Below are 14,234 nucleotides of genomic sequence, written 5' to 3'. Positions count from 1 at the left end.
TTGACAGCTACTTCCGGCTGAGACCACGTTTTTTCTCCGCGATTACACACTACATGTGCGCACCGCTTAGCGTTGATTCTCCAGTCGGTGTGCTACATGCAACGTTGGGCCAACAAAGCGGTTCAGCGGGAATCCGCCAGCAATCGCTTTGGTCACGAAGGCTTTACCTTCACGAACAGCCTCTTTCACAGTAAGACCGCGCGCCAAACCTGCGGTAATTGCCGCAGATGTGGTGCAGCCTGCACCATGTGTATATCCGGAGCCAACAACATCGGCTTCAAACCATTCGTAGTTCGTTCCGTCATAGAGAAGATCCATTGCTTTACCCGGGTTAATAACGCCTCTGTCCTTGATCAGGACATGTTTCGCCCCATGATCATGAATGACAGCTGCCGCAGCTTCCATCTGCTCCTTGGAGCGGATCAGTCCACTTTTCGCGAGCTGCGATGCTTCAAACAGATTCGGGGTAACCAGATCAGCACCCGGCAACAGGAATTCGATCATTGCTTCTGTATTCTCAGGTTGCAGCACTTCGTCCGTACCTTTGCAGACCATTACCGGATCGATAACGATCTGTGGCAGTCCGCTCCGGCGGATGTGCTTCGCAACCAATTCAATGATGTCTACAGAACCCAGCATGCCCGTCTTCATTGCATCAAAGCCGATACCGTCCAGAACGGTGCGCAGTTGAGCTTCGACTACATTTAATTCCACAGGAAAAACCTGGTGATCCCACGTATCAGGCTCCATAGCCACAACAGTAGTCAGCACAGTCATGCCATACACACCAAGCTCCTGAAAAGTTTTCAAATCTGCTTGAATCCCAGCACCGCCGCTCGTATCCGAACCAGCGATTGTTAATGTTTTTGGAATCGTCATGGTAGTTGCATTCTCCTTCGTCCTTCAGTTGACATTATCCTATCCCTTGTACGAGCAGATGTCAATGGCATGTGAAGCCATACGGAGTATGGTTTCCAAAGGAATCAGTTCACATCTTTTGTCTCCAGACGAATCATGGACAGCGAAGCAATCCACAGTCCGATCGCCCCCAGTGTTAATGGAATGAAGACGATAGAGTTAATTGACACAGAAGGTCCATTAAATCCGGAACACACCACAAGTACAAGCAGAATGGATGATACCAGTGTGGTCGTGACCGAATGTTTGCGCATTCCGAAGAATAGAGGGATCAGAGCCATGGCCGCAGCGGACAAGGAACTAATCGTGTACTTCAGCAGCAGTACCAGTGCATCACTCATCGTCAACGTGTCGGGAATGAAGGAGTAGAATTGGTTTGTGATAACCAGCAAGGCTCCCATCAGCAGATCGGTAAACAAAATCATCATAAAGGTAAAAATAAAGATGATAATCAACTTGGCAGCAATGATTTTCTGGCGCTTGATCGGATAGGTAAACATGACGTTCATCGTTTTATTTCGATACTCACTAATAATCAGTTTCGCTATCAGCGCACCGCCCAAGATGATAAATACGGCTCTGGCGAACGTATCTATTAACATGAAGGAGACATGGTAATCAGCAAAAGTATAATCTTCTGCCCCTTGGTCGGTGAATCCTATCATGATGAGAAACAGGATAAGGACGAGATTGGCGATTCCTGCCGTTCTGAAATTTCGAGCAAACCGATGTTTGCGCAGTTCCAGCTGGATCAGTTTAAGCAACGTCCCCATCCCCTTTCATTAAGCTCATGAAGTGTTCTTCCAATGAATGAGCACGTTTGAAAATGGATTCAATCTCAACGCCATGCCCGATCAGCTTGCCTGTCAATTCCGATGGAGCAATGCCTGGATCATAGATACGTACGGTATGGTCATCGATCATTTTATAATTTTTCAACGCTAGCTGATGTTCCATCACATAGGTCGCTTTACGTGGGTCCAACGTTTGCAGCTCAATGTACTCGCTGTGGCTCCCACGAATGCTGTCCATGGATACTTCTTCAACCAGACGCCCATTTCGAATGACCCCAACGGTGTCTGCAACCTGCTCAATTTCCCCGAGGATATGGCTGGAGATCAACAAGGTAATGCGATACTGGGAGCTGAGACGTTTGAACAAATCGCGCATCTCCTTGATGCCTACGGGATCGAGCCCGTTAATCGGTTCATCCAGAATGAGCAGTTCCGGTGTTGTGATCAGCGCACGAGCGATGCCTAGACGCTGTTTCATCCCCAGAGAAAAGTCACGAACAGGCTTCTTGCCAGTATCCTTGAGACCTACATTTTCAATCATGTCGTTAATGACCTTTTTGTTATGAAACCCCATGTATTCACAATGGAGATCCAGATTTTCCTTGGCGGACAGATTATCGTAGAAAAAAGGATATTCAATGATGCTGCCCATTCGTTTCAGCAATTCATAAGAAGTAGGCGTGAGCTTTTCTCCAAACAATTCAATCTCGCCTACAGTCGGCTTCACGAGGTTGGTGAGCATCTTCATCATCGTCGTTTTCCCCGCACCATTCGGACCAAGAAACCCGTAAATCTCCCCTTGCTTGATACTCATATTGACGTTCGATACAACCTCTGCCCCTGCATACGTCTTAGTCACACCTATGGTCCGCGCAATATAGGTCATGTTCTTTATTCTCCTTTACGTTCGTCCCTGACGAGTTCTTATATCTGTATTGTAAAGAGAAAAGTCTTCTTTTTTATTAATCAAATCTTACAAAAACCTTAAGCTTATCGTGAAAGGTATAAATTGCGCCTAACAAGGTTTCAAAGAAACCGAAAATACAGTTCGTACAAAAGGTACGCTATGCAACTCAATACTTCCACCCATCCGCTCCACCAGCCGCTTCGTAATGGTCAGACCCAGACCACTTCCCTGATAGAGACGATTACGGGAATCCTCCAGCGTATACATACGTTCAAATACACGGCTGTGCTCCTGTTCAGGAATGCCCTTGCCTCGATCCCAGATGCTAAGTGTTACTTGTTCGCCTATTGAATACTCCAGTGAAAGGCCAAGCACCTTGCCATCTGCTCCATATTTCATGGCATTGGTGATCAAATTATCCAGCACACGGTCCAGTGCTTCCTCATTGCCTTTCACAAAGACATCGCTTTCCGGAATGGACAGCTCCACTTGCAGACCCAGATTCGTTAACATGTCATAAAAAGAGATCATCTTCAAGCGACACAATTCGCTTACATTGACCCTAGTCAGAGCAAGCTCGTTATCCCCCGACTCCAGCTTTGCCAGGTCAAAAAAGGAATGAATCAGACGCAGCACCTCCTGCGCTTTATCCTGGATTTTGCCAGTCATGATTACGCGTTCCTGATCGGTTAAGGAAGTGCTATGCAGCAGCGTTTCACTATAACCAAGCACAACCGTAAGCGGCGTCTTCAGATCATGTGAGATATTGGAGAGCATGTTGCGCATCTCCTTCTCCTGATTGGCATAACCCGCCTCAGCCCGATGTGCATGATCCAGCAGCTGATTCATGTCCTTAAGGAGCTGGCTTATCTGGGGGTCACTGTTAAAGACGAGCAGGCGTTCAAATGTGTTCTTATCTATAATAGAGGTCAATTTCTCATGTATGTAAGTTAGATGGGTACTACGTTTATGCAGCCTTACGCTTAATAGAATGACGATAAGAGCCAATATCCCGGTTGAAAAGGCAAAGATCAACGTCACGCCGGGTCCACCTCCAGCTTATAGCCGATACCCCACAATGTTTTAATATACCGGGGGTTGGAGGGGTCAACTTCCAGCTTCTCGCGCAGACGACGCATATGAACATTAATGATATTTTCGTCGCCATAATAATGATCATTCCAGACAGAGGCGTAGATTTGAGCCTTGGTAAATACTTTGCCAGGGTGGGTGATAAACATTTTGAGAATACCAAATTCCTTGGATGTAAGCTTTACAGGTATGCCATCACGCTCCACCTCATACGTTTCCGTATCGACCACAAGTCCGCCAATGTGAATGCGCTGTACCTTCGGAGCGACCACAGTTGCAGGCTGTGCGGTATAGTTGGCACGACGAATAGCCGCCTTGATCCGAGCTGTCAGCTCGATCAGCGAGAATGGTTTGCTCAAGTAATCATCAGCGCCGAATCCCAGGCCGAGGGCTTTGTCCACCTCTCCGTCCTTTGCAGACAGGATGAGCACAGGCACCAGACTGGTGGCACGGATGGTCTGAAGCACTTCCATACCATTTTTATGTGGCAGCATCAGATCGAGAATGACCAAGTCATAGCCTGACGGTGATTGGCTGAATTGACGTTCCGCCTCCAGTCCGTCATATGCATAAGAGACGTCATAGCCCTCTTTTTCCAAATAAGGACCGACCATTTCACTAATTGAGCGATCATCTTCAACAAGCAGCAAGCGATAACTTGACACGCTATTCCCTCCAACTTGAACGTTTTCCTTTATTACCTCACAGTTTGCATCAATTGGCAATGAAATACGAAAAACCCGGCAGGTTCGCCACTTCATGTTTCAAAGTGAACCTCCTGCCAGGTCTCATTTACAACCTTATACCGTCTCGCTTCGTATCCAGCACAGTCCAATCGTGCCCGCACCTGCATGAATTCCGACCACAGGGATAAAAGGCATAATTTCCGTCTTCAAGCGGGGAAGCAAATCTGCAATCTGCTGTTTGATTGTAACGGCTTCTTCCTGATTGTTCGCGTGCATGATACATACATGCTTCACTTTCCCCATATCCACCTTGAGCACATCCAGCATACGCTGTTTGGCCCGTTTGAACGTACGAATTTTCTCATTCACAACCACTTTGCCCTCTTCGAATCGAAGCAGCAGATGAATTTTCAACAATTGGCTAAGAATAAGCTGGGTTCCCGACACACGTCCACTGCGGTGAAGATGCTGAAGACTGGCCGGAATGAGGTAAAAGGACATGTTATCTATCATCTGTTCGATGTGAAGTTTGATCTCGGCAGCTGTATGGCCTTGCTTCTGCCATTCCAGTCCTTGCAAAATCATCTCCCGCAACGGATAAGCGCCTGCTCTGGAATCGATGGCGGTAACCGTCACACCTGCGATTTCGGCAGCCTGCATCGATGTGTGCAGCGTACCGCTAAGCGCAGTGGAGCAATGAATGGTAATGATCTCATCGTACTTACCTTTCAACGACTCATACAGTTCAATAAATTCACCAATCGGCGGCTGTGAGCTGCTTGCGCGTGAAGCCCCATCCAGTTTCTCATAGAATAATTCCGACGAGATGTCTTCTGTCTCTCGATAACATTCCTCTCCAAAAACGATGCGAAGAGGTACGATGTACACATGATTCTGCTCAGCAAATAGCGGATCGAGTGTGCTCGTACTGTCCGTGACCCATGCAATTTTACTCATGCCAACCTTCTCTCTTGCCGGATTGTTGAAGCTGTATCCTCAATCGTCAGGCACATGCCCGGCGGATTATTTAAAATTTGAATAGTTCATATTGTAAACGTTTGCGTCTTTGCCCCCCAATTATAAAGGAACGGACAAACCACTGTCTTGTGGCGCATTGTTGAACAGCCTCATTTCTTCCGGTATATGCCAAAAAAATGTCTTGCCTGTGAAGGAATAAATTGGTATGCTGTTGTCCTTCTCTCTTTTTCGCCTTGACTGAAGTGAACGGAACCGCCGTTCAACCAACTTATCGGAGGTGTCACATGCTTTATTTCACTCTGGCTTCCAAAGCCTACTCCCGGAACCTGCAATACCGCGGGGCCCACATGGTACATAACCTGGCAAGCGCCATGTTCGGTTACATGTATGCCTGTCTCTGGATTGGTATCGGGGCCGACCACTCTCTCGGAGAATACGGGACACAGGGGATGGTCAGTTACATTGCGTTTACGCAATCCTCTCTCTGGATCTCGGGTTTTCTCACCAATGGACTTGGTATTCCACTCACGGTCAGGACAGGGCAGATCGCGCTTGATCTCATGAGGCCGGTTCATCTGTTCACCCACCTGATGGCACGTGAATGGGGGCAGATTGCCTACCAGTTCGTGTACAAAAGCATTCCAATTTACCTACTCTTCTCCATCGTATTTTCTCTGCAATGGCCCTCAGAAGCTTCAACCCTGTTATTTGCCGCAATTGGTCTTGCCGGCGCATCCTATTTATCCATCTGTATGAATTACATTATTGGCGCCACCGCGATGTGGACTACGGAGTCCTCCTGGCTGCATTGGGGCAATCACGCCATGATGAATCTGCTTGCTGGTTTCTTCATTCCGCTGGAATGGCTGCCAGACTGGTTGGAACGAATTGCCTGGTTATCTCCCTATCCTTTCCTGCTCTATGTCCCGACCCGAATCTATCTGGGTTATGAAAATGGCTCCTTGTTATGGGGAACCTTGATTTGGTGCGTCCTCATGACATTCGTCTGTCTGGCGATCACCCAGGTATTGCGCCGTAAAGTGGAGGTGCAGGGCGGATGAAAACAACTTCCTGGCTCACTTTATATAAAATGCTCATTCGAACAAGCATCCGCAGTCGGATGCAATACAAGTTCAATTTTGTCATGGCCTCCGTTCTGGCCGCATTGATTCAAATCTCCGAGTTTCTGATGGTTGCTCTGGTGCTGCACAAATTCGGAGCCATTAAAGGCTGGTCCCTTCATGAAATTGGTTACCTCTTCGCGATCATGACCCTATCCAAGACACTGTATCGAACGTTTGGCAACGAAGTGCATCATCTGGAAAAGTATCTGGTCGGCGGCGAACTCGATCAACTGTTAACCCGTCCGATGCCCGTGTTGCTGGCCTTACTGCCACAAAATTTCCGGATCATGGCTGGTGAAGTGTTACAAGGCGGTTTTATTCTCTGTTGGTCTCTGGCAGGCATGATGCATAGCGGACAGATCGGTTGGACTGTCATCCCCTTCTCACTGCTCGTCATCTTGACCGGTGCCATCATTCTTTTTTCGATTGGGCTTGCCACGGCAACGCTTGGATTCTGGACCACACGCATTGAGGAATTGCAGACGATCACCGAGGATGCGGCGCGTACGGCTGCCCAATATCCGCTGACGTTGTATCCCAAATGGATGTCTGGCATTCTGCTGACCGTAATCCCGGTGGGTTTCGTTAACTATGTTCCGTCACTTTATTTGCTTCGCGGCGAACTAGGTGCGTGGGTTCTTGGTGCCATTATTGTTGTAGCCTTCCTGAGTCTGGCCGCAAGTCTGCGTTTCTGGAAATTCGGTTTAACCAAATATCAAAGTACAGGTAGCTAAGGAGGAGAATATCGTCATGACTATGATTACAGCGCGGCATCTGCAAAAGGAATTCAAAACCCCTGTGGTTCGCGAGGGCCGGTTCTCCGGGCTTCGCACCTTGTTTTCACGTGAGTATCTGTCCAAGGAAGCGGTTCGAGACATTAGCTTTGATATTGGCAAAGGAGAATTTGTTGGATATATCGGCCCCAATGGGGCTGGCAAATCCACCACGATCAAAATGCTGACGGGCATCCTTCATCCGACCTCGGGTGAGGTGTTGCTCGGTGGTATGAATCCACACCAGGAAAGACGCCGCACGGTTGGACGTCTCGGTGTTGTGTTCGGACAGCGCAGCCAGCTCTGGTGGGACCTGCCCGTGAAGGATTCGTATGATATTCTGGCCGAGATGTACGGAGTTCGTGCGGAGGACAAAACGAAACGATTGGCCCAGTTCGCCGAGCTGCTGGATCTGGAATCGTTCTGGGCTACGCCTGTCCGCAAGCTCTCGCTTGGACAGCGAATGCGTGCCGACCTGGCAGCTTCCATGCTGCATGACCCGGAATTGCTTTTTCTCGATGAGCCGACGATTGGACTGGATGTGAACGCAAAGCGGAACATACGTCAATTTCTTCGTACGTTAAATGAAGAGTTTGGCAAAACGATTTTGCTGACCACTCATGACATGGACGACATTGAGCAGCTATGCAGTCGGGTGATGGTGATCAATCACGGTCAACTTACGTATGATGGCTCCATCCCCTCTCTGCGCGAAACCATCGGTCTGCCAACGATTATTCGAGTGACGTATCGCGGTTCGTATCATATCCCGGATGCTATATCAACCACCATTCAGATCACAGGGGCAGAGGGCAAGATCGTCACTGTCGAGGTAAATCGAAAAGAGTGGAGCACGATGGACATTCTGAAGCAGCTCGAACAATGGGGCGAGATAGAGGATGTCGAGATGAAAGAACCGGATTTCGAGGATATTATTCATCGAGTGTACTGACTGGCCTATTTTATTCAGAACTGGATGAGGGCCTGTTCAAATGCCGTTACATGCGGGAAGGACATGACGTACTGTAATAGCGGAGGTGAAGTGTCATGCTTGTTACCAAACACACACTTGCTGCATCCAGTGCACACGCCACTCCCTATTACCTCGTTCGAGGCACGAAGCCCGGACCCGTCATCATGATTACATCGGGCATTCACGGAAATGAAACCGCGAGCATGGCCGCTGCGCAGAAGCTGGCTAATGATTGCATGGCAGGGCGGCGACACGTGGCTCGTGGACTCCTCATTATTATTCCACGAGTGAATCAAAAGGCTTATCGAAACAACAGCCGAGGAAAACCTGATTTAAATCGCACCTTCCCACGGCATATTTCTGGCAAAGCCAAACATCCGCTTGCTTCCGCTGTCTTTCGGCTTGCCCGTCAATATGGACCTGCCTGGTGGCTGGACCTACATGAAGCCAATGGATTATCCCAACGCAGCTCACGGGTACTGGGACAAACCTTGATTACCAATCCGGGCAGCAAGGCTGTTCCGGTATGCAAACGAATTATAGGGCGAATGAATCGTTCGATTCCCATTCGTGACAGGTACTTCAATTTGAAGCAGCACGAGTTGCCCGGTTCAGCACGAACAGCCGCAGCTCGCCTGCTTCAAGCTCGCTCGGTTACCGTAGAGACTTGCTGGAGTCTGAACCGATCAGACCGGATCAAGTATCAGACAGAAATTGTGGACCATTTCCTGCGCGAAGCAGGCCTGTTTTGAATTGCTTGAATCGTTATGAAGAGCCGGAAACATAAAAGACACCTTCAAAGATATCTCTCACGCCAAACGCGTCAGGGATGATCTATGAAGGTGTTTATTGGTTACAGGGTTATCTTATGAATTGCCATCTTCCTTGTTGATCCGGAAAGATTCAATGTAATTGTGAATATCATGCTCTGGCGTCAGGAGCAACCCGGCAAGAAGTGTCTGCATCTGCTGCAGGTTATCGATATGCGACTGAATCTCTTCAATTCGGTCACGTACAAGTGTTTTAAGTGCTTCACTCTCCATGTCCTCTTGACTAAGCAGCTGTAACGTATCCTGTATTTCTTTTAAAGAATAACCCAGCGATTGAGCATCCTTAATGAATTTGACCTTAACCAGATAATCCTCGGTATACACACGATATCCGTTGGACGAACGACGGGGAGCAGGCAGAATTCCACTGTCCTCGTAGTACCGGAGCGTTGCCATGCTCACACCCGTACGTTTGGCTAACTCTCCTCTTGTCATGGTTTTCATGCTACTCCTCCATCCATCTCCGAGTTATTCCGCCTGATTGCTCCGCAGCTTGGTATACTTGTTATCATAAGTGGCCTCGGGAAAACGGTCTGACGACCCTTCCAGCAAAGGCTGCTGCTCTTCTCCCTTCAAGTAACGGTCAAAGAAGGCCAATGTATATGATCTTGTAATGTCCACATTATGCTCTGGTGTTATGCCTTTGGCAAACAGTTTAGGTGAAATTAACGGAATATCCGTGAAACTCTGATGGAAGAAATGATCCACGGTCAAGTAATACGTATCATTGAGACTGCTTGTCATCACCCGATCCAAATCCGTTTCAAACTCAGGATAAAACACTTTATCCTTGGCAGTGGCGTTCGGGTCAAAACTTTTGGCTGTTCCACCTGACATGATATACATAAACGGCTGTTTCAAGGCTGTAGTGGATACACTCCCCCAGAATCCGCCTTCCAAACTGACTCCTGCTTTGAAACGGCTATCCTGCGCTAGTGCTTCCGCTGTTGTCGCACCACCATAAGAGTGACCAAAGATACCGACATGATCCAGATCAAGCTTGCCTTCGAGCAGTTGATTCGGATCATGTTTATTCCACTGGGTGAGCGTATCCAGTACAAAGCTTGCGTCAGCTGCACGAATGCCAACACCTTCTATATTATGTTGATACACTTCCTCTGACGTTAGGTCTTCAGGATCCGGCTCATAAGAAGCAACATGTCCATCCGGGAATGTCACTTGAGCTGAGGTATACGGATGGTCGATCCCAACAACAATGTAGCCGTGGCTTACCAGTTCCTCAATCGCGGTCATACTTTGAAAGCGTGCAGAGCGTATTCCAGGTGAAAACAGCAATACTGGATACTTGCTCTGTGCGGCAGACACCTCAGCGCCTTTGACCACATGCGTGGGAATCGTATCAAGATAACTGAACACCACCGGTGGAATGCCAAATACGAGACTGATCGCCTCTCCCAACTCGGCAGGATAATGCTCTAGCGGTAATCCTTTGGCTGTTTCCTGATCTACAGGATACCAGACATTAATCATAAGTTCTCGCTTATCACCCGCTTCAGCCGTCTTGGTCTCTTCCCGAGATTCATCCGTTAACTGCTGCGAATAGGTGCCTATGGCGAATGAACCTGTCGGTTCAGGCATCGTGAATGCAGGGAAAAGCGACGTTAGCACCATTGAACCTGCACTGAGAGCCAGCACCAGAATAGATGCCAAGATGGTTTTGAACCACGAACGACGTTTCGGTTTTTGTATGTTCTGCATATTGCGTCCGGACTTCCACAGTTGAATCGCCAATACAGTCAGTAAAACAAGGGCTACGATATAGGTGGGCAACAGCTGCACACGAAAACGATCGATTACCCCATGCAATAGAATAACCAGTGCCAATGCCGACAACGTACCTACTTTCACTGCCCGACGTTTGGGAGCCATCAACATGACGACTGCGCTAATAACCGTCACAATGACCAAAATCCATTCCAAAATTCTCATCGTTCTTACCTCCAACATGTTGTAATACATCAAGGATAAACCTTGAAGTATACTTCAAGGTCAAGGTATAAAAACGAGAAATTTACAATCACGAATTACACATGCAAAAACCCGATAAATGACGCGGCCGGAAGTGGCTTGTACGTAAACATTATCGGGCTGTATTCATCGATTTATTCTTCCACAGTTACCTTCGTTCGAGGCATGGTGTGCATTGCACCAGCAGTAACATGGACCTGTACGATATAGACTCCGGATTGCTCAAACGCGTAGCTTGCTTCGTACAATCCTTCACCTGCTGATTTCGCGGTGATGGCCCCCTTGGCTTCAAGCTCTTCTGCACTCATCATGCCTTGTTCCAGAGATGGTGCCTCGGGTTCATCCTGTTCATTCCAGATCTGAAACTGTACACGGTCCGCATCATTCACAGGCTGCCCCCCTTGTGTAAGCTGGATCTGCAAGGAAACATTTTCCTTAATGGACACCTTGTCCGGTACCATGAGCTTCACCTTGATCATCTCCGGCATCTCACCTGACTGGAGCTGCTTCTGTTCCGAACACCCCACGATCAGGAGGATCAGAATGATGAAGGGCATGAACCAACGGACTTGTCCGCTCATCAATCATCTGTCCTTTCTTATAAAGAAGATTTTGGTGTTTTGCCAATTCCCCACAGCATAACAATAATGATGATAAATGCGATCAGTGCAAGTAACGGAATCGTGATAAAACCAAACCAGTTCAAATAATCGGTATAACACGGAATTTGTCCGCATGCCACTGAACTACCTGTAGCCGAGTAGATACGCTGAATTGTAACATGATATAACGAGATTCCGCCTCCGATGAAACTAAGCGGAAGAACATATTTGGTAATGCCCACGTCATCCTTGAAGTAGGCAATGCCCAGTAAAATCGTTAACGGATACATGAAGATCCGTTGGAACCAGCACAGATCACAGGGGATGTATCCCTTAATCTCACTAAAATAAAGGCTGCCCCCAGTCGCAATGACTGATACGGCCCAGGCAATAAACAGACGAGTATCAATATGTTTTGCCCGTCGCTCAGGCTTTGAAGCTGTGTCCATCCGCTTGAACCCCCTTTTCTTGTTTGATCATACCGAATAATAATACAACATACATGACTCCAACGGGCTAGTGAATCCGATTATGTACAGTCCACCACCGTACCGTGATCAATTATACGTTACGGCGAGGTTGCTGGCTCCCTCAATTATACCAAATTTTTGAATATTTTGATGTGGCCTTTTTGCGTCCATGTGATGCAGATTGGATTGCAGGTTCACCAAGTAAGATGAAGGTAAAGGCGCTGAAATGAAAACGAAAAAAGCTGCCGTATGGGGCAGCTTTTTTCGTTCTTCTTTTTATAAATAGTGATTACATGGATTTAGTCAGTGTGATGGAGCCATCTTTTTGCGCCCATTTTACATCCCAGCCAAGAAGCTCAGCGATGAAACGCAGTGGCACTTGTGTACGTCCATCTTTGTTAACAAAGACTGTTGCGCCCACATTTTTCTTCATGCCGTTCACTTCCATAACATTGTTGTTCACCCAGAACTTCAGTGTATCATTGCCAGCCATTACAGTTACTTGTTGTGCTTTTTTATCCCATTTCACGGTTGCACCAATTCCTTCGCTCAAGAAGCGCAATGGAATGTAGGTTGTGTTTTTCCAGAGCATTGGCGTGGTGTCCATGTTGGTTGTTTTGTCATTGATTTTCAGCGTTTTGCTGTTCAGCTGCATCCATACAGTTGTTGTCTCTGTTTCAGGCATTGTCGGTGTAGTGGGTTGCTCTTGGAATTTATCATTGAATTGCGTGACAATTGCATTACCCAAGGCTTGACCTACACCAAACATAACTTTGAATCCTTCACGGTTGGTCGTGTACGAACCTCCGTAGTTAGCCGCAGCGTACTGATCCAATACTTGTTGTACTTGCTTCTCATGTGTAGTCAATGCTTGCTGTCCGGCAGCTTTTGGCAAGTTACCCGCTGTTGCGGAATCCAGGAATGTCGCGAACTCCGTTGTGAATCCGTCAATACGTTTCTCGACAGCTGCACGAGCGGTTGCATCATTGTTTTTAACGGCTGTTACATAGTCGCTTTGTGCATTCACGTGGTTGGTTACCCAAATTTTCTCGAACGCATTGGCACCGTCATTACCGTAAATGGAAGCGATCGCTGCTTTGAAATCCGCTGTGTTTCCAGCTTCAGCTGTAACCAGTGCATTGGATGCTGCTGTGCGGCCATCATATTGTTCTTGCATCTGCAGAGCCGACAGAGCGAAGTGCTCGGAAGCCAAGTGGTTCAGTGCAGATCTCAGATCAGCTGCTGGTGTGTCCGCTTTGCTGTTCTCGAATTTCTCAGGCATTTGTGTTGTGATTGCTGTGGAAAGTGCTTTACTCACGTCGAACATTTCTTTGAAACCTTCACGGTAAGCTTTGTATGCATCTGTATAGTCACCTGCTACATATTCATCAAATACTTTTTGCACGAGATCTTCATGTACTTTCAAAGCATTTTTAGCTGCCGCTTTTGGCAATTTGCCTTCCGTTGCGGTGCTGAGGAATGTAGAGAATTCTTCTACAAAACCGTTAATATTATTCTGTGCCTGTTTGATTCCAGCCTGGTTACCCATCTTAGTTGCTTTCACAAGATCATCTGTATATTTGTTATGAGCGCGGAAGATACGTTCGAATTCTTTGGCTCCTGCATCACCGTAAAGGGAAGCGATTGCCGGCTGCATATCCAATGCATTTTGGTCGAGTGCTTTGTAAGCTGCGTCTGCATCTTTTGCTCCGTCATATGCCTTCGCCATTGCGGTTACTGCGAGTGCAAAGTGTTCGGATAACAGGTGATCCAGGCTCGCTCTCAGGTCAGCAGCAGGTGTATTAACACTTGCCTTCATTGTAGTCATTGGTGTCTGTGGTGCTGCAGCAGCCCCGGCGATTCCTGGCATTAATAACGTCAAGCTCAGCATGGGTGCGATAAATTTCTTCATTTTCATTTTCATTACGTGTTCACTCCTCGGTTAGTTTTGTTTATCCTTTGTTTCCTCGTCGTCGTCTTCATAGGGTGTAACGCAGGGTTCTTCAATCTGGATCACCTTTCTGGGCAAAAAAAATTGCATCCTCCGTCCAGGAAAGCCGCAAATACGCGCCACAACAAGGTTTATCTCAAATTTAAA

The 14,234-nt window shown here is 47.6% G+C and carries 15 protein-coding genes; 4 read left to right on the top strand and 11 right to left on the bottom strand.

What is annotated here, in order from left to right; genetic code table 11:
* Window positions 1-66: 66 nt before the first annotated feature.
* The 6 genes from thiD to A6049_RS24230 form a co-directional block, all read right to left on the bottom strand.
* On the bottom strand, window positions 67-879 hold the full coding sequence (gene thiD / locus A6049_RS24255) for a bifunctional hydroxymethylpyrimidine kinase/phosphomethylpyrimidine kinase (RefSeq protein WP_063567104.1): 813 nt from the start codon (window positions 877-879) through the stop codon (window positions 67-69).
* A 104-nt stretch (window positions 880-983) separates the two neighbouring features.
* Window positions 984-1,682: an ABC transporter permease gene (locus A6049_RS24250; protein WP_063567103.1), complete on the bottom strand. Its 699-nt coding sequence runs from the start codon at window positions 1,680-1,682 to the stop codon at window positions 984-986.
* Window positions 1,675-2,598, bottom strand: coding sequence for an ABC transporter ATP-binding protein (locus A6049_RS24245; RefSeq protein WP_063567102.1), 924 nt, complete (start codon window positions 2,596-2,598; stop codon window positions 1,675-1,677). The genes A6049_RS24250 and A6049_RS24245 overlap by 8 nt, the downstream gene beginning before the upstream one ends.
* A 129-nt stretch (window positions 2,599-2,727) precedes the next feature.
* The gene (locus tag A6049_RS24240) at window positions 2,728-3,660 is read right to left on the bottom strand and encodes a sensor histidine kinase (RefSeq protein WP_481853295.1); all 933 of its coding nucleotides are present in this window, start codon (window positions 3,658-3,660) and stop codon (window positions 2,728-2,730) included.
* Window positions 3,657-4,376 carry a response regulator transcription factor gene (locus tag A6049_RS24235; protein ID WP_275078665.1) on the bottom strand — a complete coding sequence of 240 codons (720 nt, stop codon included), beginning with the start codon at window positions 4,374-4,376 and terminating at the stop codon, window positions 3,657-3,659. Before A6049_RS24235 ends, A6049_RS24240 begins: the two co-directional genes overlap by 4 nt.
* A gap of 135 nt (window positions 4,377-4,511) precedes the next feature.
* Entirely contained in the window at window positions 4,512-5,354 is an 843-nt protein-coding gene (locus A6049_RS24230) for a DegV family protein (protein WP_063567101.1), read from the bottom strand.
* Between the two features lie 305 nt (window positions 5,355-5,659).
* Here A6049_RS24230 and A6049_RS24225 point away from each other — a divergent pair, with 305 nt between their 5' ends.
* The 4 genes from A6049_RS24225 (at window position 5,660) to A6049_RS24210 (ending at window position 8,997) form a co-directional block, all read left to right on the top strand.
* On the top strand, window positions 5,660-6,436 hold the full coding sequence (locus tag A6049_RS24225) for an ABC transporter permease (protein ID WP_063567100.1): 777 nt from the start codon (window positions 5,660-5,662) through the stop codon (window positions 6,434-6,436).
* Window positions 6,433-7,233 carry an ABC transporter permease gene (locus tag A6049_RS24220; RefSeq protein WP_063567099.1) on the top strand — a complete coding sequence of 267 codons (801 nt, stop codon included), beginning with the start codon at window positions 6,433-6,435 and terminating at the stop codon, window positions 7,231-7,233. Before A6049_RS24225 ends, A6049_RS24220 begins: the two co-directional genes overlap by 4 nt.
* 22 nt (window positions 7,234-7,255) lie before the next feature.
* Window positions 7,256-8,224: an ABC transporter ATP-binding protein gene (locus A6049_RS24215; RefSeq protein WP_063567110.1), complete on the top strand. Its 969-nt coding sequence runs from the start codon at window positions 7,256-7,258 to the stop codon at window positions 8,222-8,224.
* A 95-nt stretch (window positions 8,225-8,319) separates the two neighbouring features.
* The gene (locus tag A6049_RS24210; RefSeq protein ID WP_063567098.1) at window positions 8,320-8,997 is read left to right on the top strand and encodes a succinylglutamate desuccinylase/aspartoacylase family protein; all 678 of its coding nucleotides are present in this window, start codon (window positions 8,320-8,322) and stop codon (window positions 8,995-8,997) included.
* A gap of 114 nt (window positions 8,998-9,111) precedes the next feature.
* Here A6049_RS24210 and A6049_RS24205 read toward each other — a convergent pair whose 3' ends face one another.
* From A6049_RS24205 to A6049_RS24185, 5 genes are all read right to left on the bottom strand, one after another.
* Complete coding sequence (locus A6049_RS24205; RefSeq protein ID WP_063567097.1) at window positions 9,112-9,519, bottom strand: MerR family transcriptional regulator; 408 nt, start codon at window positions 9,517-9,519, stop codon at window positions 9,112-9,114.
* A gap of 24 nt (window positions 9,520-9,543) precedes the next feature.
* Window positions 9,544-11,025, bottom strand: coding sequence for an alpha/beta hydrolase family protein (locus A6049_RS24200; protein WP_063567096.1), 1,482 nt, complete (start codon window positions 11,023-11,025; stop codon window positions 9,544-9,546).
* Window positions 11,026-11,198: 173 nt separating this feature from the next.
* The gene (locus A6049_RS24195) at window positions 11,199-11,645 is read right to left on the bottom strand and encodes a FixH family protein (protein WP_063567095.1); all 447 of its coding nucleotides are present in this window, start codon (window positions 11,643-11,645) and stop codon (window positions 11,199-11,201) included.
* A gap of 17 nt (window positions 11,646-11,662) precedes the next feature.
* Window positions 11,663-12,115 carry a disulfide oxidoreductase gene (locus tag A6049_RS24190; protein WP_063567094.1) on the bottom strand — a complete coding sequence of 151 codons (453 nt, stop codon included), beginning with the start codon at window positions 12,113-12,115 and terminating at the stop codon, window positions 11,663-11,665.
* Window positions 12,116-12,425: 310 nt separating this feature from the next.
* Window positions 12,426-14,054, bottom strand: coding sequence for a copper amine oxidase N-terminal domain-containing protein (locus tag A6049_RS24185; RefSeq protein WP_063567109.1), 1,629 nt, complete (start codon window positions 14,052-14,054; stop codon window positions 12,426-12,428).
* Window positions 14,055-14,234 lie beyond the last annotated feature (180 nt).

It is taken from the genome of Paenibacillus sp. O199 (genome assembly GCF_001636635.1).
Lineage (GTDB): Bacteria > Bacillota > Bacilli > Paenibacillales > Paenibacillaceae > Paenibacillus > Paenibacillus marchantiae.
The sequence above is the reverse complement of the archived record's forward strand: the minus strand, read 5'-3'. Positions and strand labels throughout refer to the sequence as shown.

Excerpts from the sequence above, each read along its gene's own strand:
- thiD (WP_063567104.1), bottom strand. The coding sequence starts at position 879 with ATGACGATTCCAAAAACATTAACAATCGCTGGTTCGGATACGAGCGGC.
- A6049_RS24245 (WP_063567102.1), bottom strand. The coding sequence starts at position 2,598 with ATGACCTATATTGCGCGGACCATAGGTGTGACTAAGACGTATGCAGGG.
- A6049_RS24230 (WP_063567101.1), bottom strand. The coding sequence starts at position 5,354 with ATGAGTAAAATTGCATGGGTCACGGACAGTACGAGCACACTCGATCCG.
- A6049_RS24225 (WP_063567100.1), top strand. The coding sequence starts at position 5,660 with ATGCTTTATTTCACTCTGGCTTCCAAAGCCTACTCCCGGAACCTGCAA.
- A6049_RS24220 (WP_063567099.1), top strand. The coding sequence starts at position 6,433 with ATGAAAACAACTTCCTGGCTCACTTTATATAAAATGCTCATTCGAACA.
- A6049_RS24215 (WP_063567110.1), top strand. The coding sequence starts at position 7,256 with ATGATTACAGCGCGGCATCTGCAAAAGGAATTCAAAACCCCTGTGGTT.
- A6049_RS24210 (WP_063567098.1), top strand. The coding sequence starts at position 8,320 with ATGCTTGTTACCAAACACACACTTGCTGCATCCAGTGCACACGCCACT.
- A6049_RS24205 (WP_063567097.1), bottom strand. The coding sequence starts at position 9,519 with ATGAAAACCATGACAAGAGGAGAGTTAGCCAAACGTACGGGTGTGAGC.
- A6049_RS24200 (WP_063567096.1), bottom strand. The coding sequence starts at position 11,025 with ATGAGAATTTTGGAATGGATTTTGGTCATTGTGACGGTTATTAGCGCA.
- A6049_RS24195 (WP_063567095.1), bottom strand. The coding sequence starts at position 11,645 with ATGAGCGGACAAGTCCGTTGGTTCATGCCCTTCATCATTCTGATCCTC.
- A6049_RS24190 (WP_063567094.1), bottom strand. The coding sequence starts at position 12,115 with ATGGACACAGCTTCAAAGCCTGAGCGACGGGCAAAACATATTGATACT.
- A6049_RS24185 (WP_063567109.1), bottom strand. The coding sequence starts at position 14,054 with ATGAAAATGAAGAAATTTATCGCACCCATGCTGAGCTTGACGTTATTA.